The sequence below is a fragment of the Cupriavidus alkaliphilus genome, from assembly GCF_900094595.1.
In the GTDB taxonomy this organism is placed as follows: domain Bacteria; phylum Pseudomonadota; class Gammaproteobacteria; order Burkholderiales; family Burkholderiaceae; genus Cupriavidus; species Cupriavidus alkaliphilus.
The window spans coordinates 297,091-323,154 of sequence record NZ_FMAD01000004.1; the positions used below are offsets into that span (position 1 = coordinate 297,091).

At 69.9% G+C, this 26,064-nt stretch carries 26 protein-coding genes; 16 read left to right on the top strand and 10 right to left on the bottom strand.

The window, feature by feature from the left end; translation table 11 throughout:
- Positions 1 to 96 precede the first annotated feature (96 nt).
- Positions 97 to 1,095 carry an NAD(P)H-quinone oxidoreductase gene (locus tag GA0116996_RS10700; RefSeq protein WP_092310514.1) on the top strand — a complete coding sequence of 333 codons (999 nt, stop codon included), beginning with the start codon at positions 97 to 99 and terminating at the stop codon, positions 1,093 to 1,095.
- A gap of 233 nt (positions 1,096 to 1,328) precedes the next feature.
- Here the strand turns inward: GA0116996_RS10700 and GA0116996_RS10705 are convergent, their stop codons facing one another.
- Together GA0116996_RS10705 and GA0116996_RS10710 are read right to left on the bottom strand one after the other, a co-directional pair.
- Positions 1,329 to 2,204, bottom strand: coding sequence for a LysR family transcriptional regulator (locus tag GA0116996_RS10705; RefSeq protein ID WP_092310517.1), 876 nt, complete (start codon positions 2,202 to 2,204; stop codon positions 1,329 to 1,331).
- Between the two features lie 91 nt (positions 2,205 to 2,295).
- Positions 2,296 to 3,327 (bottom strand): LysR family transcriptional regulator, encoded by a 1,032-nt coding sequence (locus GA0116996_RS10710; RefSeq protein WP_092311216.1) that lies wholly within the window; start codon positions 3,325 to 3,327, stop codon positions 2,296 to 2,298.
- A 153-nt stretch (positions 3,328 to 3,480) separates the two neighbouring features.
- On the opposite strand from GA0116996_RS10710, the gene GA0116996_RS10715 reads away from it, so the two are divergent.
- The gene (locus GA0116996_RS10715; protein WP_092310520.1) at positions 3,481 to 4,560 is read left to right on the top strand and encodes a maleylacetate reductase; all 1,080 of its coding nucleotides are present in this window, start codon (positions 3,481 to 3,483) and stop codon (positions 4,558 to 4,560) included.
- 31 nt (positions 4,561 to 4,591) lie between these two features.
- Here GA0116996_RS10715 and GA0116996_RS10720 read toward each other — a convergent pair whose 3' ends face one another.
- On the bottom strand, positions 4,592 to 6,055 hold the full coding sequence (locus GA0116996_RS10720) for an aldehyde dehydrogenase family protein (protein WP_092310523.1): 1,464 nt from the start codon (positions 6,053 to 6,055) through the stop codon (positions 4,592 to 4,594).
- Positions 6,056 to 6,087: 32 nt separating this feature from the next.
- The gene (locus tag GA0116996_RS10725; RefSeq protein WP_167355492.1) at positions 6,088 to 7,113 is read right to left on the bottom strand and encodes a tripartite tricarboxylate transporter substrate binding protein; all 1,026 of its coding nucleotides are present in this window, start codon (positions 7,111 to 7,113) and stop codon (positions 6,088 to 6,090) included.
- A 301-nt stretch (positions 7,114 to 7,414) separates the two neighbouring features.
- Here GA0116996_RS10725 and GA0116996_RS10730 point away from each other — a divergent pair, with 301 nt between their 5' ends.
- Together GA0116996_RS10730 and GA0116996_RS10735 are read left to right on the top strand one after the other, a co-directional pair.
- Positions 7,415 to 8,332 (top strand): 2-hydroxy-3-oxopropionate reductase, encoded by a 918-nt coding sequence (locus GA0116996_RS10730; RefSeq protein ID WP_092310529.1) that lies wholly within the window; start codon positions 7,415 to 7,417, stop codon positions 8,330 to 8,332.
- A 17-nt stretch (positions 8,333 to 8,349) separates the two neighbouring features.
- Entirely contained in the window at positions 8,350 to 9,219 is an 870-nt protein-coding gene (locus GA0116996_RS10735; RefSeq protein WP_092310532.1) for a DMT family transporter, read from the top strand.
- On the opposite strand, the gene GA0116996_RS10740 is transcribed toward GA0116996_RS10735, so the two are convergent.
- A complete protein-coding gene (locus GA0116996_RS10740; RefSeq protein WP_092310535.1) occupies positions 9,216 to 9,791 on the bottom strand; it encodes a flavin reductase family protein in 576 nt (191 codons plus the stop codon). The two genes, GA0116996_RS10735 and GA0116996_RS10740, sit on opposite strands and share 4 nt — an antisense overlap.
- Positions 9,788 to 10,966 carry an acyl-CoA dehydrogenase family protein gene (locus GA0116996_RS10745; RefSeq protein WP_092310538.1) on the bottom strand — a complete coding sequence of 393 codons (1,179 nt, stop codon included), beginning with the start codon at positions 10,964 to 10,966 and terminating at the stop codon, positions 9,788 to 9,790. The genes GA0116996_RS10740 and GA0116996_RS10745 overlap by 4 nt, the downstream gene beginning before the upstream one ends.
- A gap of 147 nt (positions 10,967 to 11,113) precedes the next feature.
- Between GA0116996_RS10745 and GA0116996_RS10750 the strand changes: the two genes are divergently transcribed.
- Positions 11,114 to 12,100 carry an AraC family transcriptional regulator gene (locus GA0116996_RS10750; RefSeq protein ID WP_092310541.1) on the top strand — a complete coding sequence of 329 codons (987 nt, stop codon included), beginning with the start codon at positions 11,114 to 11,116 and terminating at the stop codon, positions 12,098 to 12,100.
- A 73-nt stretch (positions 12,101 to 12,173) separates the two neighbouring features.
- Here the strand turns inward: GA0116996_RS10750 and GA0116996_RS10755 are convergent, their stop codons facing one another.
- The gene (locus tag GA0116996_RS10755; RefSeq protein ID WP_012355598.1) at positions 12,174 to 12,317 is read right to left on the bottom strand and encodes an entericidin A/B family lipoprotein; all 144 of its coding nucleotides are present in this window, start codon (positions 12,315 to 12,317) and stop codon (positions 12,174 to 12,176) included.
- 313 nt (positions 12,318 to 12,630) lie between these two features.
- On the opposite strand from GA0116996_RS10755, the gene GA0116996_RS10760 reads away from it, so the two are divergent.
- From GA0116996_RS10760 to GA0116996_RS10775, 4 genes are all read left to right on the top strand, one after another.
- Positions 12,631 to 12,903 carry a DUF2188 domain-containing protein gene (locus tag GA0116996_RS10760; RefSeq protein ID WP_092310544.1) on the top strand — a complete coding sequence of 91 codons (273 nt, stop codon included), beginning with the start codon at positions 12,631 to 12,633 and terminating at the stop codon, positions 12,901 to 12,903.
- A gap of 210 nt (positions 12,904 to 13,113) precedes the next feature.
- Entirely contained in the window at positions 13,114 to 13,311 is a 198-nt protein-coding gene (locus GA0116996_RS10765; RefSeq protein ID WP_092310547.1) for a hypothetical protein, read from the top strand.
- A gap of 155 nt (positions 13,312 to 13,466) precedes the next feature.
- Positions 13,467 to 13,805: a hypothetical protein gene (locus GA0116996_RS10770; RefSeq protein WP_373456671.1), complete on the top strand. Its 339-nt coding sequence runs from the start codon at positions 13,467 to 13,469 to the stop codon at positions 13,803 to 13,805.
- A 169-nt stretch (positions 13,806 to 13,974) separates the two neighbouring features.
- Entirely contained in the window at positions 13,975 to 16,269 is a 2,295-nt protein-coding gene (locus GA0116996_RS10775; protein WP_092310553.1) for a VTT domain-containing protein, read from the top strand.
- On the opposite strand, the gene GA0116996_RS10780 is transcribed toward GA0116996_RS10775, so the two are convergent.
- From GA0116996_RS10780 to GA0116996_RS10790, 3 genes are all read right to left on the bottom strand, one after another.
- Positions 16,251 to 16,733, bottom strand: coding sequence for a DUF1579 domain-containing protein (locus GA0116996_RS10780; RefSeq protein WP_092310555.1), 483 nt, complete (start codon positions 16,731 to 16,733; stop codon positions 16,251 to 16,253). The two genes, GA0116996_RS10775 and GA0116996_RS10780, sit on opposite strands and share 19 nt — an antisense overlap.
- Positions 16,734 to 16,875: 142 nt before the next feature.
- Complete coding sequence (locus GA0116996_RS10785; RefSeq protein ID WP_092310558.1) at positions 16,876 to 17,229, bottom strand: DUF2880 domain-containing protein; 354 nt, start codon at positions 17,227 to 17,229, stop codon at positions 16,876 to 16,878.
- 111 nt (positions 17,230 to 17,340) lie between these two features.
- A complete protein-coding gene (locus tag GA0116996_RS10790; protein ID WP_092310561.1) occupies positions 17,341 to 18,078 on the bottom strand; it encodes a GntR family transcriptional regulator in 738 nt (245 codons plus the stop codon).
- 150 nt (positions 18,079 to 18,228) lie between these two features.
- Between GA0116996_RS10790 and GA0116996_RS10795 the strand changes: the two genes are divergently transcribed.
- From GA0116996_RS10795 to GA0116996_RS10825, 7 genes are all read left to right on the top strand, one after another.
- Entirely contained in the window at positions 18,229 to 20,415 is a 2,187-nt protein-coding gene (locus GA0116996_RS10795) for an acetate--CoA ligase family protein (RefSeq protein ID WP_092310564.1), read from the top strand.
- Positions 20,412 to 21,725 carry a DUF1254 domain-containing protein gene (locus GA0116996_RS10800; protein ID WP_092310567.1) on the top strand — a complete coding sequence of 438 codons (1,314 nt, stop codon included), beginning with the start codon at positions 20,412 to 20,414 and terminating at the stop codon, positions 21,723 to 21,725. The genes GA0116996_RS10795 and GA0116996_RS10800 overlap by 4 nt, the downstream gene beginning before the upstream one ends.
- 12 nt (positions 21,726 to 21,737) lie before the next feature.
- Positions 21,738 to 23,054 (top strand): DUF1254 domain-containing protein, encoded by a 1,317-nt coding sequence (locus tag GA0116996_RS10805; RefSeq protein ID WP_092310570.1) that lies wholly within the window; start codon positions 21,738 to 21,740, stop codon positions 23,052 to 23,054.
- On the top strand, positions 23,051 to 24,031 hold the full coding sequence (locus GA0116996_RS10810; protein WP_092310573.1) for a Bug family tripartite tricarboxylate transporter substrate binding protein: 981 nt from the start codon (positions 23,051 to 23,053) through the stop codon (positions 24,029 to 24,031). The genes GA0116996_RS10805 and GA0116996_RS10810 overlap by 4 nt, the downstream gene beginning before the upstream one ends.
- 66 nt (positions 24,032 to 24,097) lie before the next feature.
- Positions 24,098 to 25,120 (top strand): Bug family tripartite tricarboxylate transporter substrate binding protein, encoded by a 1,023-nt coding sequence (locus GA0116996_RS10815; RefSeq protein ID WP_092310576.1) that lies wholly within the window; start codon positions 24,098 to 24,100, stop codon positions 25,118 to 25,120.
- Positions 25,121 to 25,187: 67 nt separating this feature from the next.
- The gene (locus GA0116996_RS10820) at positions 25,188 to 25,679 is read left to right on the top strand and encodes a flavodoxin family protein (protein WP_092310579.1); all 492 of its coding nucleotides are present in this window, start codon (positions 25,188 to 25,190) and stop codon (positions 25,677 to 25,679) included.
- Positions 25,680 to 25,762: 83 nt separating this feature from the next.
- On the top strand, positions 25,763 to 26,035 hold the full coding sequence (locus GA0116996_RS10825; protein WP_092310582.1) for a hypothetical protein: 273 nt from the start codon (positions 25,763 to 25,765) through the stop codon (positions 26,033 to 26,035).
- The last annotated feature ends 29 nt before the right edge of the window (positions 26,036 to 26,064 follow it).

Here is a 26,064-nt window from a genome sequence, read left to right on the forward strand (position 1 = left end):
AATCCCTGCATTTTCCGAGAAACCGCCAACCTATACTGGGCCCCCCTTCTCGGCTTGCGCGCCCTCCCTCCCGCGCAGGCCACTCCAGGAGCCCAAGTGAAAGCCATCACCCTCCCGTCCTTCGGCGATGCCGATGTCCTGCAACTGGCCGAGGTCCCCGATCCCGTGTTACGCCCCCACGACCTGCTGGTGCGCAACCACGCCGCCGGCGTGAACCGCGCCGACGTCAACCAGCGGCAGGGCGCCTATGGCCGCACCGACTTTGGCGACTCCGCGCTCATGGGCCTCGAGATCGCCGGCGAGGTCCTGGCCGTTGGCGACGCGGTACAGGGCTTCGCTCCGGGCGACCGCGTCATGGGCATCGTCGGCGGGGGTGCCTATGCGGAACTGGCACGGATCGACTATCGCATGGCCATGCCGGTCCCGGCGGGACTGGCTTACGTGGAAGCCGCAGCCATCCCGGAAGCCTATGTCACCGCGCACGAGGCCCTGCTCCACCTTGGCCAGCTCCGCCCCGCCGAGCGCGTGCTGATTCACGCCGCGGCAAGCGGCGTGGGCTCCGCCGCGGTGCAGCTGGCGGCAGCGTGCGGGGCGCAGGTCTTTGCGACGGCCAGCGGCCACAAGCTGGATCAACTGAACGCACTCGGCGCAAGCGTGCTGATCGATTACCAGCGCGAAGACTTCCAGGCCGTCGTCGAGCAAACCACCGCGGGAGGTGGTGTCGATGTCATCGTCGACTTTATCGGCGCCCCGTATTTCGAGCGCAATATTTTGTCGCTCGCCAATGGCGGCCGCCTGGTCCAGGTCGGCCTCCTCGGCGGCGGCACCGGCGCCAGCGTGCCGCTGGAACGCATTCTGTACGGCCACCTCAGGATCCTCGGCACGGTGATGAAGTCGCGCACGCCAGCGGAGAAGCACGCGATGGTCAATCGCTTCAGCGCGCATTGGCTGGCGGACTTCCAGGCCAGAGGACTGAAGCCGGTGGTCGACAGCGTGGTGCCGCTGGAACGTGCCGCCGAAGCCCACCGGCGCATGGAGTCCAACCAGAACCTGGGCAAGATCGTGCTCGCCGTGAACCACCACGGCGCCGCGTAGCGGCGAGGGCCGGCAGGCATCAGATGCCGCCGGCCCCACCGGGTTACCGCTGTGCGAGGTCCGCGCGTGCCAGCCATACTTCAGCGCTCGCGAGACCCGAAGCGATCGCGATCACCAGCGCCCCCAGGGCGATGCCAAACAGCATCCGATCCCAGCAACACCACGTTCGAAGCAGAGAACCAATGGGCCTCGGTCAGCGGTGCAGGTCTGCAGCACCCCGGCTGCGGCCGCCGCTAGCTGCCGCGAGGCTGGAAAGCGTCGACGATGCTGTCGATCATCGCTCTGACCCGCGCGGTATGCCGCAGGTCCTGGTGCGTGACCAGCCAGACCTCGTAGCGGCCGGCACGCTCGCGCTCAGGCCAGATCCGCACCAGCCCGTCGCGCTCGGCCAGCGGCACCGGCACCTCGCCGATGGCCATGCCGGTCCGGATCATGCTACGCAGCATCAGGCTGGAATTGGCCGTCGCCACCAGCCTGCCCGTGTGGATCGGCTCGCCGACGAGCGTCGGCGCGGCACTGCCGTGCAGGAACGGCTGGTACATCACCAGGTCATGGCCCGCGAAGGCATCGGCCTGCGCAGGCGTGCCGCGCCGCGCGAGGTATCCAGGTGACGCAAACAGGCCGACTGGCCAATGCGCGAGCCGGCGCGCCACCAGGTCCGGATTCTCGGGCTTCATGTTGCGTATCGCGATATCCGCCTCGCGGCGCGCCAGGTTCAGCATCTGCGTCGAAGTATTCAGCATGACGCGCACATCCGGATGCTCGGCATGCACGCGCGCGATGGCCGGGATCACGAACTCGAGCGCCAGCGAATCGGTAGTGGTCACCTTGACCTCCCCGGCCAGCCGGCTGTCCGCGCCCTGTGCCTGCCTGACCAGGTCATGGGCGAACTTCTCCATCTTTTCGGCCGAGCGCAGTGCATTCTCGCCGGCGGGCGTCAGCACATAGCCTTCGGAAGTCCGCAGGAACAGCGTGGCCCCAAGGGCATGCTCAAGTGCCGCCAGCCGGCGCCCTACCGTCGCCTGGTCGACACCGGCCACACGGGCAGCCTGGCGCAGCGTGCGCTCGCGCTGGAGCGCGAGGAAAATTCGAGTATCGTCCCAGTTCACTTCGATGCGGCGCCTGGCGCCGGTTCTGAATCATCCTGATGCGCCAGGGCAGGACCGCCCCGGCGACATCCCCTGGTCCTGCCCCGCGTCGTCATGCCCGCGCTTGCCGCGCGGTCGTCCTGCTTCCGGCGTTGGGCGCCGGCGCGCGCCGCGGGCCTTCCGGCAACGGTGCGGCCGGGTTGCGCCGTGCGCGCTCGCGCGCCGGCACCATTGCCAGTTGCCAGCTCGGCGGCGAGCCAATGCCGTGCGCAAGATGGGCGCAGAACGCCTTGACCTTCGCCGTGGCGCGCGGTGCCGCGCGCAGCAGGTAGATATTGCTTTGCGGCTGCGGCAAGGTGCCTTCGAGCAACAGTTCTTCGAGGCGCCCGGCGCCGATGTCCTCGCCCACGGACCAGTCCGGCATCAGCGCGATGCCCAGTCCCTGCAGCACCGACAGGCGCCGAGCATCGCAATCGTCGCACTCGACCGCGAATGCCACGCGCGCGGCATGGGCCGGTGTCAGCAGCTCGCGCCAGCCGCGCATGCTGGTGCTGTGCGCACGGTCGATCAGCCGATGCCGCACCAGGTCATCGACATGGGTTGGACGCCCATGCATCCTCAGATAGTCCGGCGTTGCGCAAACGACATAGCGCTGCGTGGCGATCGAACGGGCGATCAGGTTGCTGTCGGCCTGCTGGCCCACGCGGATCACCAGGTCAAAGCGCTCTACCACCGGGTCGACCACGCGCTCGGTCAGCTCCAGTTCGACCGACAGGCCGGGGTACTGCGCGTAGAGGCTGCCCAGTTGAGGCACCACATGGCGGCGGGCGAACGCCGGCAGGCAGGCGACACGCAGCCGTCCGGCGACGCCCTGCTCCAGCGCCGCCACCGCATCGCGGGTTTCGCTCAGGTCCTGCAGGATGCGCGCGGCGCGCTCATACAAGAGGTCGCCCGCGTCGGTGCGCGCCAGCGCCCGGGTCGAGCGCGTGAACAGCGCCACGCCCATTTCGCGTTCGAGCGCGTCGATCTGGCGCGCCACCGACGACGCCACCTGTCCGCGCTGGCGCGCCACGGCGGAAAAGCTGCCGGTACGCGCGACGTCGACAAAGGTGGCCAGGTTTTCGGCAAAGCGGACAAATTCCATTTGTGCTTCCTTCGCAAAGGCATTGCGCAGCGGCAACGGCTTCTCGCAGCCATCATGCTGCCCGTAGTATCGGTGTCATTCAGGTCGGCGACAAGTCTTTGCACGCCATGCAAAGCGCTAAGGCCGGCCCCGTTATCCGACGCGAATCTTTCAATGCATCCCTTTTCCTACCAGACCTTGCCCCAGCGTGTCGTGTTCGGCCATGGCACCCTGGCACGGCTTCCCGATGAAGCCGACGCACTCGGCGCCGGTCGCGTGCTGGTACTGTGCACCCCCGGCCAGCGCGGGCTTGCCGAACGTGCCGCCGCGCTGCTGGGGCCACGCAGCGCCGGCATCTTCGATGGCGCGGTCATGCACGTCCCGATCGAACAGGCACGCCGCGCGCGCGACGCCGCCGCGCGCTGCGGCGCCAGCGCGGTGGTCGCCATCGGCGGCGGCTCGACCGTCGGCCTGGGCAAGGCCATCGCGCTCGAATCGGATCTGCCGGTGATTGCCGTGCCGTCGACCTACGCCGGCTCCGAAATGACCCCGATCTACGGCCTGACCGATGCCGGCCTGAAGCGCACCGGCCGCGATGCCCGCGTGCTGCCGCGCACGGTCATCTACGACCCCGAGCTGTCGCAGGCGCTGCCCGCCGCGATCAGCGTGACCAGCGGCATCAATGCGATCGCCCACGCGGCCGAGGGACTCTATGCCGCGGACCGCAACCCGGTCAGCGCTTGGATGTCGCGCGAAGGCATCGCGGCAATGAGCCGGGCCTTGCCGGTCATTGCCGACGCGGCGTCGCCGACCGAGGCCCTGCATGTGGCGCGCGGCGATGCGCTGTATGGGGCCTGGCTGTGCGGCGCCGTGCTCGGCAGCGTCACGGTGGGGCTGCATCACAAGTTGTGCCACACGCTGGGCGGCACGCTGAACCTGCCGCACGCCGAAGTGCACACGGTGGTGCTGCCGCATGCGCTGGCCTACAATGCCGCTGCCGCGCCGCAAGCCATGCAGGCCATCGCGCAGGCGGTGGGCGCTCCGCAGGCTTGCGGCGCGCGCGCCGTCTTCGACCTGTCCCTTCGGCTGGGCGCGCCGAGCTCGCTGCGGCAACTGGGCATGGCGGCGACCGATCTCGACCGGGTCTGCGCGCTGGCGCTGCGCGACCAGTATCCGAACCCGCGGCCGCTCGAACCGGAAGGCATCCGGCAACTGCTCGAGGATGCCTTCGCGGGGCGGCCGCCGCGCACCTGACACGCGGCCGGGGCGCGAGACGCCCGCCGCCTCAGCGGCGGTAGTGTGGCGCGATCTGCGCGTCGACATTCACCCACACCGAGCGTGCCTCGGTGTAGTCGCGCATGGCTTCGAAGCCCATCTCGCGACCGTAGCCCGACTGTCCGACGCCGCCAAACGGGCTGCCGGGGCTGACACGCTTGTAGCAGTTGATCCAGCACATCCCGGCCTGCATCGCCCCGGCCAGCTTGTGCGCCCGTGACAGGTCGCGGGTCCACAGGCCGCTGCCGAGCCCGTACGGCGTGCCGTTGGCAATGGCCAGCGCCTGCTCATCGCTGCCAAAGCGCAGCACGGTGACGAACGGGCCGAACACCTCTTCCTGCGCCACGCGGTCGTCGGGCCGCGCCTGCACGATGGTCGGCTCGACGTAGTAGCCTTGCGCCAGCGACGCGGCTGCGGGCGCCTTGCCCCCCGCCAGCAGCTGACCGCCCTGCTCGCGCGCGACATCCACGTAAGACAGCACCCGGTCGCGATGCTGCGCCGAAGTGAGAGGCCCCATCTCCGTCTCCGGGTCCAGCGGGTTGCCGAGCCGGATCGAAGCCGCCAGCGCGCTGAACCGGTCCAAAAACGCATCGGCAATGCGCTCGTGCAGCACAAGGCGCGATCCGGCGATGCAGGCCTGGCCCTGGTTATGGAAAATGGCCCAGGCCGCGCCGTTGACCGCGGCATCCAGATCGGCATCGTCAAAGACGATGTTGGCACCTTTGCCGCCAAGCTCGAGCTGCACGCGTTTCAGGTTGCCCTGCGAGGCCTCGACAATGCTGCGCCCCGTGGCGGTCGAGCCCGTAAAGGCGATCTTGCCGACGCGCGGATGCTCGGCAAGGCGCTGGCCCGCCGTATGCCCGTATCCGGGCACCACGTTGACCACGCCGTCCGGAAAGCCGACCTCGGCCATCAGTTCCGCAATGCGCAGCGACGACAGCGGCGTCAGCTCGGACGGCTTGATCACCACCGTATTGCCCGCCGCCAGCGCCGGGCCCATCTTCCAGCTGGTGAACATCAGCGGGAAGTTCCACGGCACGATCTGGCCGACCACGCCGATCGGCGCCCGCTGCACGTAGTTGAGGAAACCCGGCTCCACCGGCACCACCGCGCCTTCGAGCTTGTCGGCCATGCCGCCGAAGTAGCGGAAGCAGGCGGCCGTGCGCGGCACATCGAGGGCGCGGGAGTCGCGGATCGGATGGCCGGTGTCCAGCGATTCGAGCCGTGCCAGCTCTTCGGCGTTGGCTTCGATGGCATCCGCCAGCCTGAGCAGCAGGCGCCCGCGCTGCGCGGCCGCCATGCGGGACCACGCCGGGAAAGCGCGCGCGGCGGCTTCCACCGCCAGGTCGACATCGGCCGCTTCCGCTGCCGCGATGTGGGTGATGACACTGCCGTCGTGCGGGTTCAATACTTCGATGGTGACGCCGCTCAGTGCGTCGACGAAGCGCCCGTTGATAAAGAGCTTGTTCTGCATGCTGGAATGGTTGACAGGTTAAAGCCGACGAACTATTCGGCAACGATATTGCGCGACTTGATCAGCCGGCCCCAGCGCGCCGATTCCTGCTGGACCAGTTGGTTTGCCTGAGCGCCGTCGCCAGCCACGATGTCGAAGCCGCCATCGGTCAGTTGTCTCGCCACGGCCGGGTCGCGCAGCGTTGCGGTCACCGCCGTCCCAAGCCTGGCGAGGACCGCGGGCGGCGTCTTCGCCGGTGCGATCATGGCGACCCACGAGTACGCCTCGAAGCCCTTGTAAAGCTCCGCCACGGCCGGCACGCCCGGCAGCCGGGCGTCGCGTTGCGTCGACGTGATCGCCAGCGCGCGCAGCTTGCCGGCCTGCACATACGGCAGGCACAGCGCCAGGCTGGCGATCATCGAATCGACGTGGCCGCCGAGCAGGTCATTGATAGCCGGGCCGCCGCCCTTGTAGGGAGTATGGACGCCGCTGGTGCGGGCCGCCTCGTGGAAAGCCTCGGCCACCAGCTGGTTGGAGCTGCCGGACCCGACCGACGCGTACGACACCTTGCCGGGCGTGCGCGCAGCGGCCACGTATTCCTGCACGGTCTTGTAGGGCGAAGCAGCGGGCACGACCAGCACCATCGGCGCGCGTACCATGTACGAGACGCCGGCCAGGTCCTTATGCGCGTCATACGGCAGCTTCGGATAGAAGTGGCGCTCGGTGGCAAAGCTGTCGAACACCATGCCGATGGTGTACCCGTCCGGCTGGCTGCGCGCGATCTGAGCCGTGCCAATGGTGCCGCTGGCGCCGGGGCGGTTGTCGATGATCACCGACTGGTCCAATCGCTTGCGTAGTCCCTCCTGCATCTGACGCGCGACCTTGTCGACCACGCCGCCAGCGGGAAACGGCACGATCAGCGTGACCGGCCTGGTCGGCCAAGTCTCGGCCGCGGCCGCAGCGGCGGGCAGCGCCAGCGCCTGGGCAACCAGCACCGGGGCCAGCCACCGGATGCCCGGCGCCAGCGGGGCCACCCGGCGGACCATGAAACGTTGCTTGCGTACAGATGCCGTCTCCATTTGCTTCACCTCGGTTTGCATTGGTTTGTTTTTCGGCGGACACATCTCACCTATTGCTTTCTGAGCAAAGATGAGAGGCCGCTTTTTGCCGATCCAATAATATGGGCCGCTGCGGCGGGCGATAAGACCTTCGCACTGCCTAATGCTTTTGCAGCCGAAGCAAAGATATTGGCGACGGGCCCGCCTTTGGCCGCGCGCCCGCCGCGAGCGCGGCGTGGCCGCGCAGAAGCGGGGATGCCGGCAATGCGGTCTATCATCTGGATAGGCGCCGGCACGGCGCACCACCCAACCGGACACTGACATGAGCAAGATCGGCTTTATCGGGCTTGGCGTGATGGGCAAGCCCATGGTGCGGCACCTGGTCGACGGCGGGCATACGGTGTTCGCCCACAGCCGCAGCGGCGTGCCGCAAGACCTGCAGGATGCCGGCGTGAACGCCTGCGCCAGCGCCGAGGAGGTGGCGCGGCAGTCGGAAACCATCATCCTGATGCTGCCCGACACGCCCGACGTGGAAAAGGTGCTGTTCGGCGAGCGCGGCGTCGCCGATGGCCTGGCCGATACCGCGGGCGGCGTCACGGTGATCGACATGAGCTCGATCTCGCCGATCGCCACGCGCGAGTTCGCGCGCTGCATCGAGGCCATCGGCGCGGACTATGTCGACGCGCCGGTGTCGGGCGGCGAAGTCGGCGCCAGGGCCGGCACCTTGTCGATCATGGCCGGCGGCAAGCAGGAGGTGTTCGACCGCGTGCTGCCCATCCTGCAGCTGATGGGCAAGAACATCACGCGCGTGGGTGCCGCCGGCGACGGCCAGGTGGCGAAGGTGGCCAACCAGGTGATCGTGGCGCTGACCATCGAGGCGGTCGGCGAGGCCCTGGTGCTGGCGGCCCGCGCCGGCGCCGACCCGGCCCGCGTGCGCGAAGCGTTGATGGGCGGCTTTGCCAGCTCGCGCATCCTGGAAGTGCATGGCGAACGGATGATCCGCCGCACCTTCGACCCGGGCTTTCGCATCGCGCTGCACCAGAAGGACCTGGAGCTGGCGCTCTCGACCGCGCGCGAGCTTGGCGTGGGCCTGCCCAATACGGCGTCGTGCCAGCAACTGTTCAATGTCTGCAACGGGCTGGGCGGCGCGGCCTGGGACCATTCCGGGCTGGTCCGGGCGATCGAACATTTGTCCTCGTACGCCATCGGCGACACGGGCGACGAGCGGCCCGCCGGCTAAGCGCAAGGCCGGCCCGCATGCCGCCCGCAAACACCGCGCTGCTGACCGCGCTGGCGATGCTGGCCTTCGCCGGCAATTCGCTGCTGTGCCGGCTGGCCCTGAAAGGCACCACCATCGACGCCGGCACCTTCACGCTGGCGCGCGTCGCGGCCGCGGCGGCGGTGTTGTGGCTGATCGTGATGGCGCGGCGGCAGGCCGGACGCCACGGCACGGGCGCCATGACGCTGGGCGGCAACTGGGTATCGGCGCTCGCGCTGTTCTGCTATGCCGCGGCGTTCTCGTTCGCGTATGAGCGCCTGAGCGCCGGCACCGGCGCGCTGCTGCTGTTCGCCGCGGTGCAGGCCACCATGACCGGCTACGGGCTCTACACCGGCGAGCCGCTGCGCGCGCAGCAGTGGGTGGGCCTGGCGCTGGCGCTGACCGGCCTGGTGTGGCTGATGCTGCCGAGCCTGGCGACGCCACCGCTGGCCTCATCGCTGCTGATGATTGCGGCGGGCATCGCCTGGGGCGTTTATTCGCTGCGTGGCAAGCGCGCCGCGGATCCGGTCGAGACCACCGCGGGCAACTTCGTGCGCGCCGTGCCCATGGCGCTGGCGCTCGGTGCCGCGATCCAGGCGCAGCGTTCGATGGATGGCACCGGGCTCGCCTATGCGGTGGTGTCCGGCGCGATCACCTCGGGGCTTGGCTATGTGATCTGGTACGCCGCGGTGCCGCGCCTGCGCGCGGCTACCGCGGCCACCGTCCAGCTGAGCGTGCCGGTCATCGCCGCGGCAGGCGGCACCGCGTGGCTCGGCGAGGCCCTGACCTTGCGCCTGGCGCTGAGCGCGGCGGCGGTGCTGGGCGGCATCGCGCTGGTGATCCTGGGCAAGCGGGCCGAGCGCGCCTAGCCGGCGCAGGGTTCGCGCGCGTCGGCAAAGCCGCCGCCATGGAACACCAGCGGCGAGCCCGGCGCCGCGCCATAGGCCACCACTTCCACGACGAACAGCACATGGTCCCCCACCGTGCGCACCGAGCGGTGCCGGCAGATAAAGTAAGCCAGCGTGCCCTCAATCAGGACCGTGCCGCACGGGCCGGGGCGATGGCCGATGCCGGCGAAGCGATCGCCGGCACGCGACGCAAAGCGCCGGCACACCTCCAGCTGGGCGCTGCCCAGCACGTTGATCGCGTGACAGGGCGCGGCGCGCAACACCGGCAGGCTGCCGGAGCTTCGCGCCAGGCACCACAGCAGCAGCGGCGGCGCCAGCGACACGGAAGCGAACGCATTGATCGTCACGCCGACCGGGCGGCCATCGGCGCCGGCGGCCGTGACCACGGTCACGCCGGTGGCAAACTGCCCCAGCGCGTCGCGCAAGGCGCGGCGCGCCGCGCCATCGTGGCCGATGGCGCAGGCGTCTTCACCCTGGCCGCTGTCGTTGCAGGCCTCGGTGTCGTAGGAAAGCTGGGCCAGGGCGGACATCATTGCGCTGCCGTGCGCACCTCGCCGGTCGGCGCATCGACATCCAGCCCCAGCGCCATGCGTCCGGCGTACTCCTGCTGGGCCGCGGCCTGCAAGGGATGGAAGCGCGCGCCCTGCGCATCGCGGAAGCGCCGCTCCAGTCCGGCATCGCGATAGAAACCCGCGCCGCCGGCCAGGTCCATCGCCGCCTCCACGGTCGCCAGCACCGCGCGCGCCGCCAGCGTGCGGGCGCTCATGATGCGGTTGGTGGTGATCGCGCCGGGTGCCTGGCCGGCCGCGGCAGCAAACATCGCATCGAGCGCCAGCCGCGCGGCATCCGCTTCATTGCACAGGCGTCCCGCGGCGTCGACCGCATGTGCGTTCAGGCGCCGCTGGCGGGCCAGCTGCAGCGCGATATCCCGCGCGGCCTCGGCGATGCCGACGTAGACGGCGTAGATCAGCGGCAACGCGATCATCGCCACCGTATGCATCATCGGATGCCACACGCCTTGCGGCCGGCGCGCGGCAACGGCGGTGTCGGGCACCAGCACGCCTTCCAGCATGACATCGTGCGAGCCGGTGCCGCGCATGCCCAGCGTGTGCCAGTTCGACAGCACGCGTACGCCCGGCGTCTTCATCGGCAGCGCGAAATGCAGCACAGTGGGGCCGGCCTCCGGGTCGTCATACACCGCGCAGGTCATGAACAGGTCCGCCACCGGCGCGCCGCTGGCGAAGATCTTGCGCGCCTCGACGCGATATCCGCCGTCCACGCGCGTGGCCTTGCCGCTGCCCTGCAGCCAGTCGGAGCCGCCGCTGCCGAGCAACACCAGCTGCTCGGCGCCGACGCGCTTGAGCAGGCCCTCCACCGGCGCTTGCTGATTGCGCCAGCGCCATGCCGCCGTGGCCACCGGATGCGTATGCATGGCAAAGGCCAGCGCGGTCGAGCCGCAATACTTGCCCAGTTCGCGCAGCACCGCGCCAAGCTGCTGGTGCGACAGCCCGGCGCCGCCCAGCTCCTGCGGCACCGCCGCGGCAAAGAAGCGGTGCGCGCGCAGGTCGTCATAGTTGGCGCTGACGAACTGTTCGCTCGCGTCGATCTCGGGCGCGCGGCCATCGAAGGTGCGGCCCAGCGTGGCGGCAAGGCCGATCCAGTCGGCCTGCGCGCCGGCGCTGGCATCCGCTGCGGAAAGGGTTTCCATGGTGTTGTCTCCGTCCAGTCAGGTGGCGTGTCCCGCGCCGTTGTACGGCCACGGGCACGGTGCTAGTATCGGAGCCCGGTCCCCTCGCCCGTATGATCGGGCGTCCGGCTTTCTTGCGCGAAACCCCGGATCTGGAGGAATGTGGCCATGGATGCCTTGTCCGACCTCTTGCGCGCCGTGCAGCTGAGCGGTGCCGTGTTCCTGAACGGCGAATTCAAATCACCGTGGTGCCTGATCAGTGAAGCCGATGCTGAGTTGCGCGCCGCGTTCCTGCCGCGCGCCGACCGCGTGGTCTCGTACCACCTGATCACGGAAGGCGTCTGCTGGGCGCGCCTGGTCGACGACACCGGCCCCGGGGTGCGCGTGGAAGCCGGCGAGCTGCTGGTGGTGCCGCAGGGCGAGCCGCATGTGCTCGGCAGCGACCTCCATCTGCAGCCCTTGCCATCGGCGCCTCTGGTGTATGACCTGTTGCGCAACAGCCCGGGCGAAGTCATGCGGGTCTCGTACGGCGGCGGCGGCGAACACACGCGCATGGTCTGCGGCTTCCTCGGTTTCGACGACACCATGGGCAATCCGCTGCTGACGTCGCTGCCGCGGCTGTTCAAGGTGGGGCTGGGCAGCGGGCTGGAATCCGCGTGGCTGGCCTCGGCGCTGGCCTTCGCCACCTCGGAGGCGGCGGAACCGCGCGCCGGCAGCGCCACCGTGCTGGCCAAGCTGTCGGAACTGCTCTTCGTGCAGGCGGTGCGACGCTGCATCGACACCCTGCCGGCCAATGAAAGCGGCTGGCTCGCCGCGCTGCGCGACCGCTACGTGGCGCGTGCGCTGTCGCGCATGCATGCGCGGCCGGCCTATCCGTGGACCGTCGACGAACTGGCCGGAAACGTGGGGCTGTCGCGCTCGGCTTTGGCGCAGCGCTTCACCGACCTGCTGGGGCAGCCGCCGATGCAGTACCTCGCGCACTGGCGCCTGCGCACCGCCGCGGCCGAGCTGCGCACCGGCAACCGCTCCATCAGCGAGGTCGCCGGCGCGGTCGGCTATGACTCCGAGGCCGCCTTCAGCCGCGCCTTCAAGCGCGAGTTCGGGCTGCCGCCGGCCAGCTGGCGGCGCAATTGCACCGAAGCGGCGCACGCATGAACCACCCGTAAATGAAAACGGCCCGCGCCTGGAGGCACGGGCCGTCGACTGCCACCGTGTGGCCGTCAGTGTCTTACATCTTCTGCTTGGTGCTTTCCGCCGCGCCCTGCACCTTCTCGCCGCCGCGCTCGATATCCTTGCCGGCACCGGCCATGGTGTTGCAACCCGTGACCAGCAGCATGCCAGCGAGGGCAAACAGTGCGTATAGCTTTCTCATGATGATCTCCTTGCTTCGTGTGGATGCGGCATGCGCCGCCAGGATGGAAGAGCTCGGAATGGCTTGACCGGGCAGCCTGTTGCCCAACCGGCAATTGGATCGTAGCAATCCGTGGCGGTACGAAAAGTCGGCATTCGTCCTACCGCGATGTCAGCAGAACGCGCGACATGTCATACGGCATGCCGCACTACGGCGGTGCCGCGCCCGGCGTGCCGGCTGGTCCCGAAAATGCTTGTAGGACTGCGACCGATAGCCCGCGGCCGCGGGATCCTTTAAAACCCCAATGTCACTGCCAGCCATCACGGAGAACACCATGACGTCACGCAGCATCCACGTGCTTCCCGCCTCGACCGGCGACTCCGAATACGCCAGCGAGGAGCAATGGGCGCTTACCATCGAGGGCCTGGAAAGCGGCCCCGACGACGCGGCACTGCACTTCCCGACGCAGGAAGCCGCCATTGCCGCCGGCTGGATGCGTGCCCGCGAGGACGGCGTGCCGCTGTGCATCCATGGCCGCGACGGCCTGGTGCGTGAACGCAAGATCTACTGCCGCGATGCCCGCGGCAATGCCCGCCTCGGCCGCTAGCGCCGTCTCGGCCGGCCCGCCCGCCGCGGCGCCGGCTGCCTCGCCATCATTGCCTCGCATGCCCGCTGACACAGCGGGCCGCAACAGTTCATTGCGCGAGATGCATTGAGTCGCATCAAAGTGACGCGCATCTTCTGCTGAAAACCTCGGGTTCACCGCCAATACTGGAGTCAGGCCACAGGCCGACGACCAGGACCACCGAGACCCGTCATGCGTTTTCTTCTCCGATACCGTCCGCTGGACATTTACCCCGACCCGCTCGACGCCAGGGTGGCGGAATTGCACGATCTTGCCGAAGACATCCAGGATCGCCACGCCCGCAAGTGGCGCCGGCATGGCTCCATGCTGGCCCGGCATGACGGCGCGCCGCCCAGCTTTCCCACCGGCGACCCGAAAACACGGCACTGACGCACCATGGTGATTTCGTTGCCTTCTCTTGCAGGAATGTGAACAAGTGTCATATCGGGTTGGCAAGACCATGACCCCTGCTGAAGAATGGTTATCCGCAGGCAAGGAACCCGATCGGCGGGTTCGCTGCCGCACCATTTTTCTGACGCAGCGACATGAATCGAACCACCCGGGAATGCGTGATGGCGTTGATTTCCAGCCTGCGTGCCAATGGGCCCATGCCCCGGCACCGGCTCGCCACCGCCAGCCGCCTGAGCGCCGCCGAACTGACCCGCGCGCTCAAATCCGCCCGCCAGATGGGCGTCGTGGCCTACGAGGGCGAGCCCGAGCTGCCGCCCGAGGCCGAAACTCCGCTGGTGCTGACCGGCCGGCCGTTGCCGCCGCCAAGGCGCGTCACGCCCGCGCCGCGCGACAACACCCCGCACTTCGAGCCGCTGCTGGACGTCTGGGGCATCGCCCGGCCCGCCACGATGCGGCGCGGACACGCTTCCTGACTCGCTCCACGCCCTCCGGCACGCCGGCTCGCGCGTGCCGTTCTTACAAAGGCATGTAAGGCGCACACGCAAAAGCCGGGCCCGGCGCGGCAGCAGCGGGCGCCTGCGCAGGGTACGGAACTTGCGCGACGCTTCAGGCTATGGCTTTCGCTTCCCCTGAGCGTACGCAATGAGGCAATACAATCCGCCCGGCACCACGGCGTCCCCAGCGCCCCCGGCGTCGCCGCCACCGCATGATCCCGCCTCGCCGCCCGGCTTCCAGCTCAAACCCGGGCGCAACTGCTGGCGCGTCGAAGCTTGCCGGCGCTTTGCCATGCTGGTCGACGCCGACGCCTATTTCCGCGCACTGCGCGAGGCGCTGCCGCTGGCCGAGCACACCATCTTCATCCTGGGCTGGGACATCGACAGTCGCATGGAACTGGTCCCGGCCGGCGCGCAGGATGGCCTGCCGCCCGGGCTGCGCGACTTCCTGTGCGCGTTGGCCGACCGCCGCCCCAACCTGCGCATCTACATCCTGAGCTGGGACTACGCCATGGTGATGGCGATGGAGCGCGAATGGCTGCCCTCGGCCAGCGCGCACTGGCAGGCGCACCGGCATCTGTCGTTCCTGCTGGACGGCAATCATCCTCCCGGCGCTTCGCACCACCAGAAAGTGGTGGTGCTCGACAACAAGGTCGCCTTCGTCGGCGGGCTGGACCTGACGTTGCGCCGCTGGGACGACAACCAGCACGCGCCCGGCGCGCCCCTGCGCATGGCCGAAGGCCGGCCCTACGCGCCCTTCCATGACGTGCAGTGCGTGGTCGACGGCAGCGCCGCCGCGGCGCTGGGCAAGCTGTGCGCGCAACGCTGGCTGCGCGCCAGCGGCAGCCAGCCGCGGCCGGTGGCGCCGACCTCGTCGGATCCGTGGCCGCCAAGTCTGGCGCCCGAACTGACCGACGTGCGCGTGGGCATCGCCCGCACCATGCCCACATGCGAGGACGAGCCCGGCGTCAGCGAGATCCGCATGCTGCTGCAAGATGCCATCGCCTCGGCCCGGCACAGCATCTACATGGAGAACCAGTACTTCAGCTCGGGCGAGATCGCCAAGGCGCTGGCCGCGCGCCTGGGGCACGAGGACGGCCCGGATATCGTGCTGGTGTCGCGCCGCAATGAAAGCGGCTGGCTCGAGGCACACAGCATGGGCGTGCTGCGCGCACGCCTGTACCGGCAGTTGCGCGCGGCCGACCGCTTCGATCGCTTTCGCCTTTACTGCCCGACGATTCCCGGCCTGCTGCCCGAATGCGTCAACGTCCACAGCAAGGTGACGGTGATCGACGACGACTTCCTCACCATTGGCTCCTCCAACCTCAGCAATCGTTCGCTGGGACTCGACACCGAGTGCAATATCGTGGTGGTCTCGGGCGGCGAGCCGCGCATCCAGGCGGCGATCGCCGCCATGCGCGCGCGGCTGCTGGGCGAACACCTGGAGGTGGCGCCCGAGGCGTTCCAGGCCGAGGTGGCCGCCACGCGCAGCGTGCTCGGCGCGATCCGCAACCTGCAGCGCAGCGACGGGCGCTCACTGGAAGACTATGTGCCGCCGCTGCCCGACGATGTCGATGCGGCGTCACCGGCCGCCAACCTGCTGGACCCGATCGAGCCGATCGACAGCGACCAGGTGCTGGCCGAGTTCGTCAGCCACGAGGCGCGCCCGCGCGTGCTCGGGCGCGTGGGGGTGATGGTGGTGCTGGCGCTGCTGGTGGCGGGGCTGGCCTTTGCGTGGCGCTATACGCCGCTGCGCGAGTGGGCGGACTTCCGAGCCCTGCTGGGGGCAATCGAGCGGGTGGACGAGATGCCGCTGGCCCCGCTGGCCATGATGGGGGTCTATCTGGCCGGTGCGGTAACACTGCTGCCGGTGACCCTGCTGATCCTGGTCACCGTGGTGGTGTTCGGCCCGCTCTACGGCGCCGTGCTGGCCCTGTGCGGCACGGTGCTCAGCACCGGCGCGGGCTACCTGGCCGGCCGGCTGCTGGGTCGCAACGCCGTGCGCCGCTTCGGCGGCAGGCGGCTGAACCGCGTCAGCCACCAGCTGGGCAAACACGGCATCGTCGCCATGGTGGTGCTGAGGCTGGTGCCGATCGCACCGTTCTCGCTGGTCAACCTGGTGGTGGGGGCCTCGCGCATCAGCCTGCGCGATTGCCTGATCGGCACTGCGCTGGGGATGTTGCCGGGCATCGTGGTCAGTGCCTTGCTGGTGGACCGGGTCGCCGCCGCGGCGCGCGAACCGGGCCTGGTCACCTTTGCGCTGCTGGTACTGGTGCTGCTGGTGCCCGCCTCGCTGTTGCTGTTGCTGCGCCGCCGGCGCCGGCGCAATGCGCAGCGGTCGCGCGGCGGCCGCCACGACGATCCGCCCGGCCCCGGCTCGCGCTTGTCGCGGCTGGCGCGGATGGCCGGGAGCGTTCCTGAAGCTCACGACTGGCGGCGGTAGGTAGCCTTCACGATCTGCGTCCATTCGCCGTTTTCGCCCTGCATGTACGAAGTCAGTTCGCGGTGGTTGTCGTCGCGGAACGTGATCACGTCGCGGTACTGCACCATGCGGCCGTTGCCCGAGCAGTCCGGCCCTTCGGCGCGCAGCGTCAGCTGCTGGCCGCCCGCGTCGAGATCGCCCTCATACACCCACAGGTGGGTCATCATCGAGCCGATGAAGGTGCCGACAAAGTGCTTGCGCGCCGGGTCGTAGCCCAGCGTCATGACCGTCGAGGCCTGGCCGCAGCCGGGCATGTCGCCCTCGGCCACGCACTGCACCCAGACGTCGCCGATCGCGCTGACCCGCTCCGGAGTCTGCCAGGTCTGCACCGGCTGGTCCGGTCCCATGACGGCTTCGCCCTCCGCCATCCAGTTGCCAACCAGACGTTGCAGCCAGCGGTGTTCCTTTTGTGCTTCGATTTGCATTTTCGGTCTCCAGTGAGTGGGTAACGGCCGGGGTGCGGCGATTGCCGCGAGCATTTGTGGATGCTGTACACATAGACTAGCAAACCAAATGGACAGTGTCCACATTAAATTGCAACAGCCGGCTTGGGCGATCAGTCTGGGGTTAATGCGGCAGCCGCAGCTTGGGCACGGCGAAGCGGTTGCCCTGGGCGCGGCGTACGTCGCACTGGACCTTGGCCTCGCGCACGGCGCCGTCCTGGGCCAGGTATTCGACATCGGCCACCACGCTGTAGTTGTCCTTGTCGATCTGGCGCGCGGTGGCGGCCACCCACTTGAAGCTGCCGGGATTGGGCAGCGCGGCCTTGACCGCGTGCTTGCAGGCGGCCTCGGGCGCGCCCTCCTTGGCCGATGGACGCGATGCGTCCTGCTGGGCCGCGGCCAGCGCGGCCGGCACGCCCGCGGACAACGCTACCGCAAGCGCGGTAGACAGCAAACGTGGGGAAAGCGGCGAGAACATCCTGGACTCCTGCGACTGGCGGCGCCGAACCGCACCACCTGGCGCCGGCGCCGATGCAGATCAGGCCACGGCGCGCATGCGAAAGTTCCCTTGCCGCCACAGCCAGCGGCCCTAACGCCGCACGCAGGCCTTGTAGGTGAACTTGTCGCCGCGGAACATGAATTCCGAAAACGCCAGCGGCCGGTCGTCGATGTCGTGCGGCGTGAAGCGGATGCGCAGCAGCGGCTCGCCCGGCGCGACCTGGAGCCGGCGCGCGCTTTCCGCGGTGGCGGGGATCGCCGCGCTTTCCGTGTGCAGGTACTTGAGGCGATAGCCGAGCCGGGCCTCCACGATCATCAGCGCGTCGTTGTTTTCCAGGTCGTGCTCGAGGATCGCGCGCATCAGCGCTTCAGGCGCCATGGTCATGCCGACCGCCACCGGCGTGCCGCCCACGGACTTGAGCGTGGTCACGCTCAGCAGCTTGCTGCCGGGCGGCATGCGCAGCGCATCGGCGGCGATGGCCGGCGCCGTAATCAGCCGCGTCGACAGCAGCTTGCCGTGCGCTTCGTGGCCACGGGCGCGCATGTAGTCGTAGAAGCCGGTCAGCGGTCCCAGGTCGGCCTGCCCGGCGGGGCGGCTGACAAAGCTGCCCTTGCCGTGGACCGTCTCGATCAGCCCCTCCGCCAGCAGCGATGCCAGCGACTGGCGCACGGTGATGCGGCTGACGCCGAACTCCGCCATCAGCTCGGCCTCCGACGGCAGCTTGATGCCCGGCGTCCATTCGTTGTTGACGATGCGCTGGCGCAGCGCGCCTTCGATCTGCTTGAAGCGGGGCAATGAACTGGTTGTCACGAGATTCGCGGGATTCATGGGGACGGCCCATGCGGGCATCTACTTATCATAACAACGTTGACTCATCATAACATGTTATGACAACATCGGCCGGCATCATCCATGACAAGACCAGCGGCGCCCGCCCGCAAGGGCCCTACGTGACGGCGCACGCATACGGAGACACCGATGCCAGACCTGAGCGCATTGCTGCAACCGCGCACCATCGCCGTGATCGGCGCATCCACCCAGCCCGACAAGGTAGGCGGCATGCCGGTGCGGCTGCTGAGCGAGCTGGGCTACACCGGCCGCATCGTCCCGGTCCACGCAAGCGCCAGCGAAGTGCAGGGGCTGGCGGCGGTGCCGACGCTGGACGCGCTGGATACGCCGGCCGACCTCGCCATCGTGGCGCTGCCGGTCAGTGCCAGTCTTGACGCGATGCGCCAGCTGGCGCGCAACGGCACGCGCGCCGCGGTGTTCTTCACCTCCGGCTTTGCCGAGACCGGCGGCGATGGCACCGCGCTCCAGGCCGAACTGGCGGCGCTGGCGCAGGCCCATGGCATCACGCTGCTGGGTCCCAACTGCCTGGGCGCGATGAACCTGCGCGAGCGCGTGTTCGCCACCTTCTCGCCGATCCCGCTCAGCGGGCTGCCGCCGGTCGGCGATGTCGGACTGGTCAGCCAGAGCGGCGCGTTCGGGGCCTATGCCTTCGCGCTGGCGCGCGAGGCCGCACTGGGCCTGAGCCACTGGGTCACCACCGGCAACGAAGCCGGCCTGCATGTGGCCGACGTGATCGAATGGCTGGCCCGCGACGAGGCCACGCGCGTGATCCTCGCCTACCTGGAAGGCTGCCGCGACGGCGCCCGCCTGCGCCGCGCGCTGGCGGCCGCGCGGGCCGCGGGCAAGCCGGTGGTGGTGACCAAGGTCGGCACCACCGCAGCCGGGGCGCGCTCCGCGCAATCGCATACCGCCAGCCTCGCTGGCGAAGACGCGGTCTACCAGGCGGTGTTCGACGAGTACGGCGTGTTCCGCGCCGATACGCTGGAGGAATTCTTCCGGCTCGGCTACGTGCTGTCGCGCGGGCGCCGGCCGACGCGCTGGCAGCCTTCGGCGAAGGAGCCGGCCAATGCCGTCACCCCGGTCGCGCTGGTCACCGTCTCCGGCGGCGTCGGCATCATGATGGCCGACCAGGCCGAGGCGCTGGACGTGCCACTGCCGCCGATGCCCGAAGCTCCGGCCGCGGCGCTGCGCAGCGCAATTCCGTTCGCCAGCACCGCCAACCCCATCGACGTCACCGGCCAGGTGGTGGCGCAGCCCGAAGTCTTGCTGGGCGCCATTGCCGCCGCGGCACAAAGCCCGGACTACGGCAGCGTGGTGGCCTTCCTGGCCGGCGGCGCAGGCTCGCCGCGGATCTGGCCCGGCCTGCAGGACACCGTCGACGCCCTGTACCGCAGCGGCACCGCGGCGCCATTGCTGTTCAGCGGCCTCGCCGATGACGACAAGCGCCGCTGGCTCGAAGCGCGCGGCGCGCTGGTGTTCCGCGAACCGGCGCACGCGGTGCAGGCCGTGGCCGTGCTGGCCCGTGCCGCGGCGCAAGCTGCGGCGGCACAGGCGCCCGTCTCCGTATCGGCCGCCGCGGACAGCCTGCCCGTTCCCAATGTCCCGCCCGGCACCACCGACTTGTCCGAGTTCGAAGCCATGCAGTGGCTGGCCGCGTGCGGCATCCCCACCGCGCCGCACGGCCTGGCGCGCGATGCCGACGAGGCCGTGCGCATCGCCGAAACCATCGGCTATCCGGTTGCGATCAAGCTGTGCTCGCCCGACATCCTGCACAAGAGCGATGTCGGCGGCGTGGTGCTGAACGTGGCCGACGCCCGGGCGGCACGCGCGGCCTTTGCCCAGGTGCATGCCGCCGCGGCCAGCCACGGCACCTCCGCGCGCTTTGACGGGGCGCTGGTCGCCGGCATGGTGCGCGGCTGGGGCGAACTGATGGTAGGCGTGCGGCGTGACCCGGTGTTCGGCCTGGTGGCGCTGGCCGGCATCGGCGGCACCGCGGTGGAAATCTTCCGCCAGACTGCGTTCGGCCTGGCACCGCTGAGCCATGGCCGTGCGCGCACCATGCTGCGCGCGAGCCGTGCCGAGGCACTGCTGTCGGGCCACCGCGGCCATCCCGCGATCGATGCCGAGGCCGTGGCCGAGGTGCTGGTGCGCGTCTCGCAGGCCGCGGCGGCGCTGGGGCCGGGGCTGGACACACTCGAAATCAACCCGCTGATCGTCACCGCGCGCGGCGTGGTCGCCGCCGATGCCGTGGTGACCCTGCATGCGGCGGACCCCGACAGCCACAAGAACGGACCAAACCAGGAGACCACCCGATGAACCAACCCGCTGCGCCCTTCCTTGCCGGCGCTCCCGTCGACACCCCGCAGGAAGCACTGACCGCCGCGGCGGCTGTGCCGCTGGTGCTGGCCACGTATCCGCTGTTTGAAAGTTTGCGCACCTGCCGGCTGCAGACCTCGGTGGCGCAGGCCACCGGCTACGGGCGCGCGCCGGTCAACACGCTGTCGGCCAGCACCCAGCCGTGGACGCACCGCGACCGCGACATCGTCACCCCGGCCAATGACCTGCTCTACTTCTGCGCCTGGGTCAACCTGGCCGACGGGCCGGTCACGCTGCGCGTGCCCGCGCTGCCGGATGCGCGCCGCTACTACGTGGTGGAACTGCTCGACGCCTGGACCAACAACTTCGAGAACCTGGGCCCGCGCAACGTGCCCGCCGCGGGCGCCGACATCGTGCTGGCCGGCCCGGGCCAGCACGCCGACGGCGCGCACGTGGTGCATTGCCCCACCTCGCTGGTCTGGCTGCTGGGTCGCGTGCTGGTGACCGGCTCCGACGACCTGCCGGCCGCCAGCGCCTTCGAGCAGGGCTTCCGCCTGTCCGGCGGCAATGCACGGCAGCCCGCCTGCGTGCGCGACTGGCAGGACAGCGGCGAGCCGGCGCTCGACTTCTTCGCCAACGTCTTCAACGCGCTGCGTGAGTATCCGGCCGAGCCTTCCACGGCGGGCCTGCTGTCGCTGCTGCGCAAGTGCGGCATCCGTGCGGGCGAGCCGGTCGACGTGGGCGCACTGCGGCCCGCGGTGCAGCAGGGCCTGGTGCGCGCCTGGCGCGAGGGCATGGCGCTGATCGAAGCCAATACCCGCAGCCATGCGCGCAAGAGCTGGACCTACAGCCTGCTGCTGGGCCGCTATGGCGACGACTGGATGCAGCGCGCCGTGACCGCGATGAAGGGCCTGGGCGCGCTGCGCGCCGACGAAGCCGTCTACGCCGCCGCCGACTACGATGCCGACGGCGAGCTGCTGCATGGGCGCCACACCTACACGCTGCACTTCCCGGCCGGACACCTGCCGCCGGCGCAGGCGTTCTGGTCGGTCTCGCTCTACGGCGCCGACCGCTTCTTCACCGACAACGCGATCGGCCGCTATGCGCTGGGCGACCGCAGCCCGGGGCTGCAATACGACGCCGATGGCGGGCTCACGCTGACTATCTCGCACCAGCGCCCCGGGCAGGCACAGGACAACTGGCTGCCGGCGCCGGACGCCCCGTTCTACCTGATCCTGCGCCTGTACCACCCCACCGACGGCTTCATCGCCGGCGACTACGTAATCCCGCCGCTGCGGCGCATCGCCTGAAGGAGCCCGCCCATGGCAACCCATGACATTGCCCTCGACGCGCTTGCCCGCGACGCGGTGCGCTACACGCTGCCGCTGTACGAAATGGCGCGCATGCGCGCCGCCACCTGTCCGCGCCGCGACAGCGCCGGCACCTTTGCCGGGGACGGCCCCGATTCCACGCTGCGCTGGATCAACACCGTCACGCACGTGCGCGCGCTGCTCGGCCCGCAGCACCGGCAGGTCGTCACGCCGAACAACGACACGCTTTACACCAACGCCTGGCTCGACCTGTCGCGCGGCCCGCTGCTGCTGGACGTGCCCGACTGTCACGGCCGCTACTACGTGCTGGGGCTGCTCGACGCCTATACCAACCCGTTCGGCTACATCGGCACCCGCACCACCGGCACCCAAGGCGGCACCTGGCTGCTGCACGGGCCGGCCTGGCGCGGCGAAGTGCCCGCCGGCGCCACGCCGCTGCCCTGCCCCACCGATGCGGTCTGGATCATCGGCCGTATCCTGGCCGACGGCGAAGCCGACCTGGCCGGCGCGCATGCCTTGCAGGACGGCATCCGCCTGCGCCGCCCCGACGGCACCGCTGCCGCCAGCGTGATCGACGCCGGCATGCACGCCGGCGAGCGGCCGGGCGATCCCGACCGCTACGCCGCCATCGTCGGGCGCATGCTGGCCGACAACCCGCCGCCCGCCGCCGAAGCGGACCTGGTGCGCAGCTTCGCCGCCGCCGGCATCGGCAGCGCAACGCCGCTGACGCAGGCGCAACGCACCGCGCTGGCTGCGGCACTGGCGCAGGTCGATGCAGAACTGGCCGCGCCCAGGGCTTCCGCGCTGGGCGGCGGCTGGTCGCTGCCGGTGGAAATCGGCACCTCGTTCGGCTCGCATTACGCGCTGCGCGCCGAGGTGGCGCGCAACTACATCGGCGCGCTGGGCATCGAGGAAGCCATGTACCTGATGGCCGATTGCGATGCCGACGGCCTGCCGCTGGACGGCACCCACCAGTACGAGCTGGTGTTCCCCGCGCACGGCTTGCCGCAGGTGGGCGCGTTCTGGTCGCTGACCCTGTATCGCAAGGCGGACTGCATGCTGGCGGAAAACCCGCTGCAGCGCTATTCGCTGGGCGACCGCTCGCCAGGCCTGCGCGCGGCGCCCGATGGCAGCCTGCGCATCGTGCTGGGCGCGCGCGGCCCGGCGGACCCCGCGGACGCCGGCAACTGGCTGCCTGCGCCGCCCGAACCGTTCTACGTGGCGTTGCGCCTGTACGTCCCCGGCAGCGCGCACCTGGATCGCACCTTCCGCTACCCCGCCATCCGCCGCATCAAGGAAGCGTCATGAACCGAACCGCAGTCTTCGCCCGGGCCGTGCTGACGGCCAGCGTGGCCGTGCTGTGCCTGGGCGGCCAGGCGCAGGCGCAAACCTATCCGTCGCGGCCGGTCAAGCTGGTGTCGCCCTACGGCGCGGGCGGCTCCAACGATATCTCGGCGCGTATCCTCGCCGACGCGCTGGGCAGCAAGCTCGGCCAGCAGGTGGTGGTCGAGAACAAGCCCGGCGCCGGCACGCGCCTGGCCACGGAGCACGTGGCGCACGCCGCGCCGGACGGCTATACGCTGCTGTGGGCGGCCGCGCCCTTTGCCATCAACACCGCCGCCGGCATTGCGCAGCGCTACGATGTGCACAAGCACTTCGTCGCGGTGGGACCGCGCGTGCTGGGGCCGATCTTCCTGATCGTCAATGCCAATTCGCCGGCGCGCACGGTGGCGGACTTCGTACGCATGGCCAGGGAAAAGCCGGACGGCGTGACGGTGGCCTCGCCGGGCGCGGGCTCCGGTCCGCACCTGACCGCCGAGCTGTTCGGGCAGGTCGGCAAGTTCAAGCTGCTGAGCGTCCACTACCGCGGCGACGCCACCGCCTACACCGAACTGCTGGCGGGCCGAGCCGATGCCACGCTGACCGCCATTACCTCGGCGCTGCCCTTCATCAAGGCCGGCAAGCTGCGCGTGCTGGCAGTGGCCTCGGAACAGCGCACGCCGGTCTATCCGGATGCGCCCACCTTCGCCGAACAGGGCTATCCGGGCACGGTCGGCTACGGCTGGTTCGGGCTGGTCGCGCCGGCCGGCACGCCGCCCGCCGTCACCGAGCGGCTGAACCGCGAGGCGTCGGCCGTCCTGGCGGATGCGCAAACCCGCAGCAAGCTGCTTGGCCTGGGCCTGGAGCCGCATCCCGAGCGCGGCAGCGCGTTCTCGGCCTTCATCGACCAGGAGATCGGCAAGTGGGGCAAGCTGATCCAGGCCCGCGGCATCAAGCTGGACTAGCGTACGGGCGCACGGCGTCCGCGCAAGGCAAACCGTGACATCGCATCAACTGGAGACCTCGCCATCATGAAGACCGTTGCCCGTTTTTCGCCGTGGCTGCGCGGCACGCTGCTGCAGGCCACTCTGCCCTGGCTCGGCGTCGCGGCGCTCGCCGTCGCACCCGTCGCCGCGCCGGCACAGGGCGCCTACCCGGCCAAGCCCATCCACCTGATCGTCGCCTATCCGCCGGGCGGCCTGACCGACACGCTGGCGCGCGCCGTCGGCGACGGCCTGTCGCGCCAGCTCGGCAAGACCGTGGTGGTCGAGAACAAGGGCGGCGCCGGGGGCATCATCGGCACCGACTATGTCGCCAAGGCGGCGCCGGACGGCTACACCCTGCTGATGACCATTCCGGGCCCGATCACTTCCAACCTGGCGCTGTACAAGAAGCTGCCCTACGATCCCCGCACCGACCTGCGCCCGGTCTCCGACATTGCCACCGCGCGCACCGTGCTGGCGGTCAACAGCAGCGTGCCGGCCAAGACCGTCGCCGAGCTGCTGGCCTATGCCAAGGCCTCGCCCGGCAAGCTGCGCATGGGTTCATGGGGCGCGGGCACGCAGCCGCATACCATCCAGACCTATTTCGCCAGGCAATACCAGGTCGACATGCTGCACGTGCCCTACCGCGGCGAAGGGCCGATGGTGACCGACCTGCTGGCCGGCCAGGTCAACGTGACGGTGGGCTCGGTGACCGCGCTCAAGCAGCATTTCGCCACCGGCAAGCTGCGTCCGCTGGCGGTCACCGGCACGCGGCGCGCACAGGCGCTGCCGGACGTGCCCACCTTCACCGAAGCCGGCTACGCCGACGAGCCGTTCCGGCTGACCGGTCCCATCACGCTGATGGCGCCGGCAAAGACCCCGCCGGACATCATCGACCGCCTCGGCCGCGAGACCGCCAGCCTGATTGCCAGCGCCGACATGCAGCGGCGCATCGTGGACATGGGCGCGGAACCGCTGGGCACCACGCCGGCGCAGGCCGAGGCGGCCTACAAGGCCTACCTGCCGGTAGTGCTGAAGCTGACCGCGGATACGGGCGTGACGCTGGACTGAGGGCGGCGGCAGCCGCGTGATACAGTGCCCGAGACGCGGCACCCGGCCGCGCATGCCCCCCGCACGCATGAAAACGCTGCTGATCGTCTACCACACCATGACCGGCGGCACGCGCCAGATGGCCGCCGCCGCCGCGGATGCAGCACGCCGGCAGCCCGGCGTCACGGTCGTGCTCAAGACCGCCGCCGAGGCCGGCCCCGACGATGTGCTGGCCGCCGACGGCTACCTGTTTGCCAGCCCGGAAAACCTTGCCGCGCTCGCGGGCATGATGAAGGACTTCTTCGACCGCTGCTATTACCCCGCGCTGGACCGCATCAACGGCCGGCCCTACGCCGCCATGATCTGCGCCGGCAGCGATGGCCAGAATGCGCTGCGCCAGCTCGAGCGCATCGCCACCGGCTGGCGCCTGAACCGCGTCGCGCCCGGGCTGATCGTCTGTACGCATGCCCAGACGCCGGAGCGCATCCTCGCCCCCAAGCAGATCGAAGCCGCCGACCTGGCGCGGTGCGCCGAGCTTGGCGAGGGGCTGGCCGCGGGACTGGGCCTGGGGGTGTTCTGAGGCCCTCCCGGCCATCGCACAACCAGGGCGCGGACCGGGAACGGGACTTGCACGTCCCAGGCATTCCTTTGCGGCCCCTTGCCATGGACGACCCCGAAATTTCCGCTTCAGAAGCCCGGCGCGATCCGCTTGCCGGCACCGCGCGCGGCGTGATGCGCGTGGTCGACGCGCTGACGCAGACGGCGCTGGTGGTCGCCACCGCCACCCTCGCCTGGGCGCTGTGGCGCCGTTCCGATGCCTATGCGTGGTTCGGCGGGCTCGGCCCCGGCACCGCGGTGACGCTGGCGGTAGTGGTCACGCTGGTGGCGCTGCTGGGGGTCTGGATGGGCGTGCGCACCTGGCGGCGCGTAGGGTGATGCGTCGCTAATCCTTACAACGCCACAGT

Excerpts from the sequence above, each read along its gene's own strand:
- GA0116996_RS10770 (WP_373456671.1), top strand. The coding sequence starts at position 13,467 with ATGAATCGAACCACCCGGGAATGCGTGATGGCGTTGATTTCCAGCCTG.
- GA0116996_RS10785 (WP_092310558.1), bottom strand. The coding sequence starts at position 17,229 with ATGTTCTCGCCGCTTTCCCCACGTTTGCTGTCTACCGCGCTTGCGGTA.
- GA0116996_RS10755 (WP_012355598.1), bottom strand. The coding sequence starts at position 12,317 with ATGAGAAAGCTATACGCACTGTTTGCCCTCGCTGGCATGCTGCTGGTC.
- GA0116996_RS10720 (WP_092310523.1), bottom strand. The coding sequence starts at position 6,055 with ATGCAGAACAAGCTCTTTATCAACGGGCGCTTCGTCGACGCACTGAGC.
- GA0116996_RS10810 (WP_092310573.1), top strand. The coding sequence starts at position 23,051 with ATGAACCGAACCGCAGTCTTCGCCCGGGCCGTGCTGACGGCCAGCGTG.
- GA0116996_RS10735 (WP_092310532.1), top strand. The coding sequence starts at position 8,350 with ATGCCGCCCGCAAACACCGCGCTGCTGACCGCGCTGGCGATGCTGGCC.
- GA0116996_RS10780 (WP_092310555.1), bottom strand. The coding sequence starts at position 16,733 with ATGCAAATCGAAGCACAAAAGGAACACCGCTGGCTGCAACGTCTGGTT.
- GA0116996_RS10790 (WP_092310561.1), bottom strand. The coding sequence starts at position 18,078 with ATGAATCCCGCGAATCTCGTGACAACCAGTTCATTGCCCCGCTTCAAG.
- GA0116996_RS10815 (WP_092310576.1), top strand. The coding sequence starts at position 24,098 with ATGAAGACCGTTGCCCGTTTTTCGCCGTGGCTGCGCGGCACGCTGCTG.
- GA0116996_RS10825 (WP_092310582.1), top strand. The coding sequence starts at position 25,763 with ATGGACGACCCCGAAATTTCCGCTTCAGAAGCCCGGCGCGATCCGCTT.
- GA0116996_RS10800 (WP_092310567.1), top strand. The coding sequence starts at position 20,412 with ATGAACCAACCCGCTGCGCCCTTCCTTGCCGGCGCTCCCGTCGACACC.
- GA0116996_RS10725 (WP_167355492.1), bottom strand. The coding sequence starts at position 7,113 with ATGGAGACGGCATCTGTACGCAAGCAACGTTTCATGGTCCGCCGGGTG.
- GA0116996_RS10740 (WP_092310535.1), bottom strand. The coding sequence starts at position 9,791 with ATGATGTCCGCCCTGGCCCAGCTTTCCTACGACACCGAGGCCTGCAAC.
- GA0116996_RS10745 (WP_092310538.1), bottom strand. The coding sequence starts at position 10,966 with ATGGAAACCCTTTCCGCAGCGGATGCCAGCGCCGGCGCGCAGGCCGAC.
- GA0116996_RS10820 (WP_092310579.1), top strand. The coding sequence starts at position 25,188 with ATGAAAACGCTGCTGATCGTCTACCACACCATGACCGGCGGCACGCGC.
- GA0116996_RS10750 (WP_092310541.1), top strand. The coding sequence starts at position 11,114 with ATGGATGCCTTGTCCGACCTCTTGCGCGCCGTGCAGCTGAGCGGTGCC.
- GA0116996_RS10760 (WP_092310544.1), top strand. The coding sequence starts at position 12,631 with ATGACGTCACGCAGCATCCACGTGCTTCCCGCCTCGACCGGCGACTCC.
- GA0116996_RS10805 (WP_092310570.1), top strand. The coding sequence starts at position 21,738 with ATGGCAACCCATGACATTGCCCTCGACGCGCTTGCCCGCGACGCGGTG.
- GA0116996_RS10715 (WP_092310520.1), top strand. The coding sequence starts at position 3,481 with ATGCATCCCTTTTCCTACCAGACCTTGCCCCAGCGTGTCGTGTTCGGC.
- GA0116996_RS10710 (WP_092311216.1), bottom strand. The coding sequence starts at position 3,327 with ATGGAATTTGTCCGCTTTGCCGAAAACCTGGCCACCTTTGTCGACGTC.
- GA0116996_RS10765 (WP_092310547.1), top strand. The coding sequence starts at position 13,114 with ATGCGTTTTCTTCTCCGATACCGTCCGCTGGACATTTACCCCGACCCG.
- GA0116996_RS10775 (WP_092310553.1), top strand. The coding sequence starts at position 13,975 with ATGAGGCAATACAATCCGCCCGGCACCACGGCGTCCCCAGCGCCCCCG.
- GA0116996_RS10730 (WP_092310529.1), top strand. The coding sequence starts at position 7,415 with ATGAGCAAGATCGGCTTTATCGGGCTTGGCGTGATGGGCAAGCCCATG.
- GA0116996_RS10795 (WP_092310564.1), top strand. The coding sequence starts at position 18,229 with ATGCCAGACCTGAGCGCATTGCTGCAACCGCGCACCATCGCCGTGATC.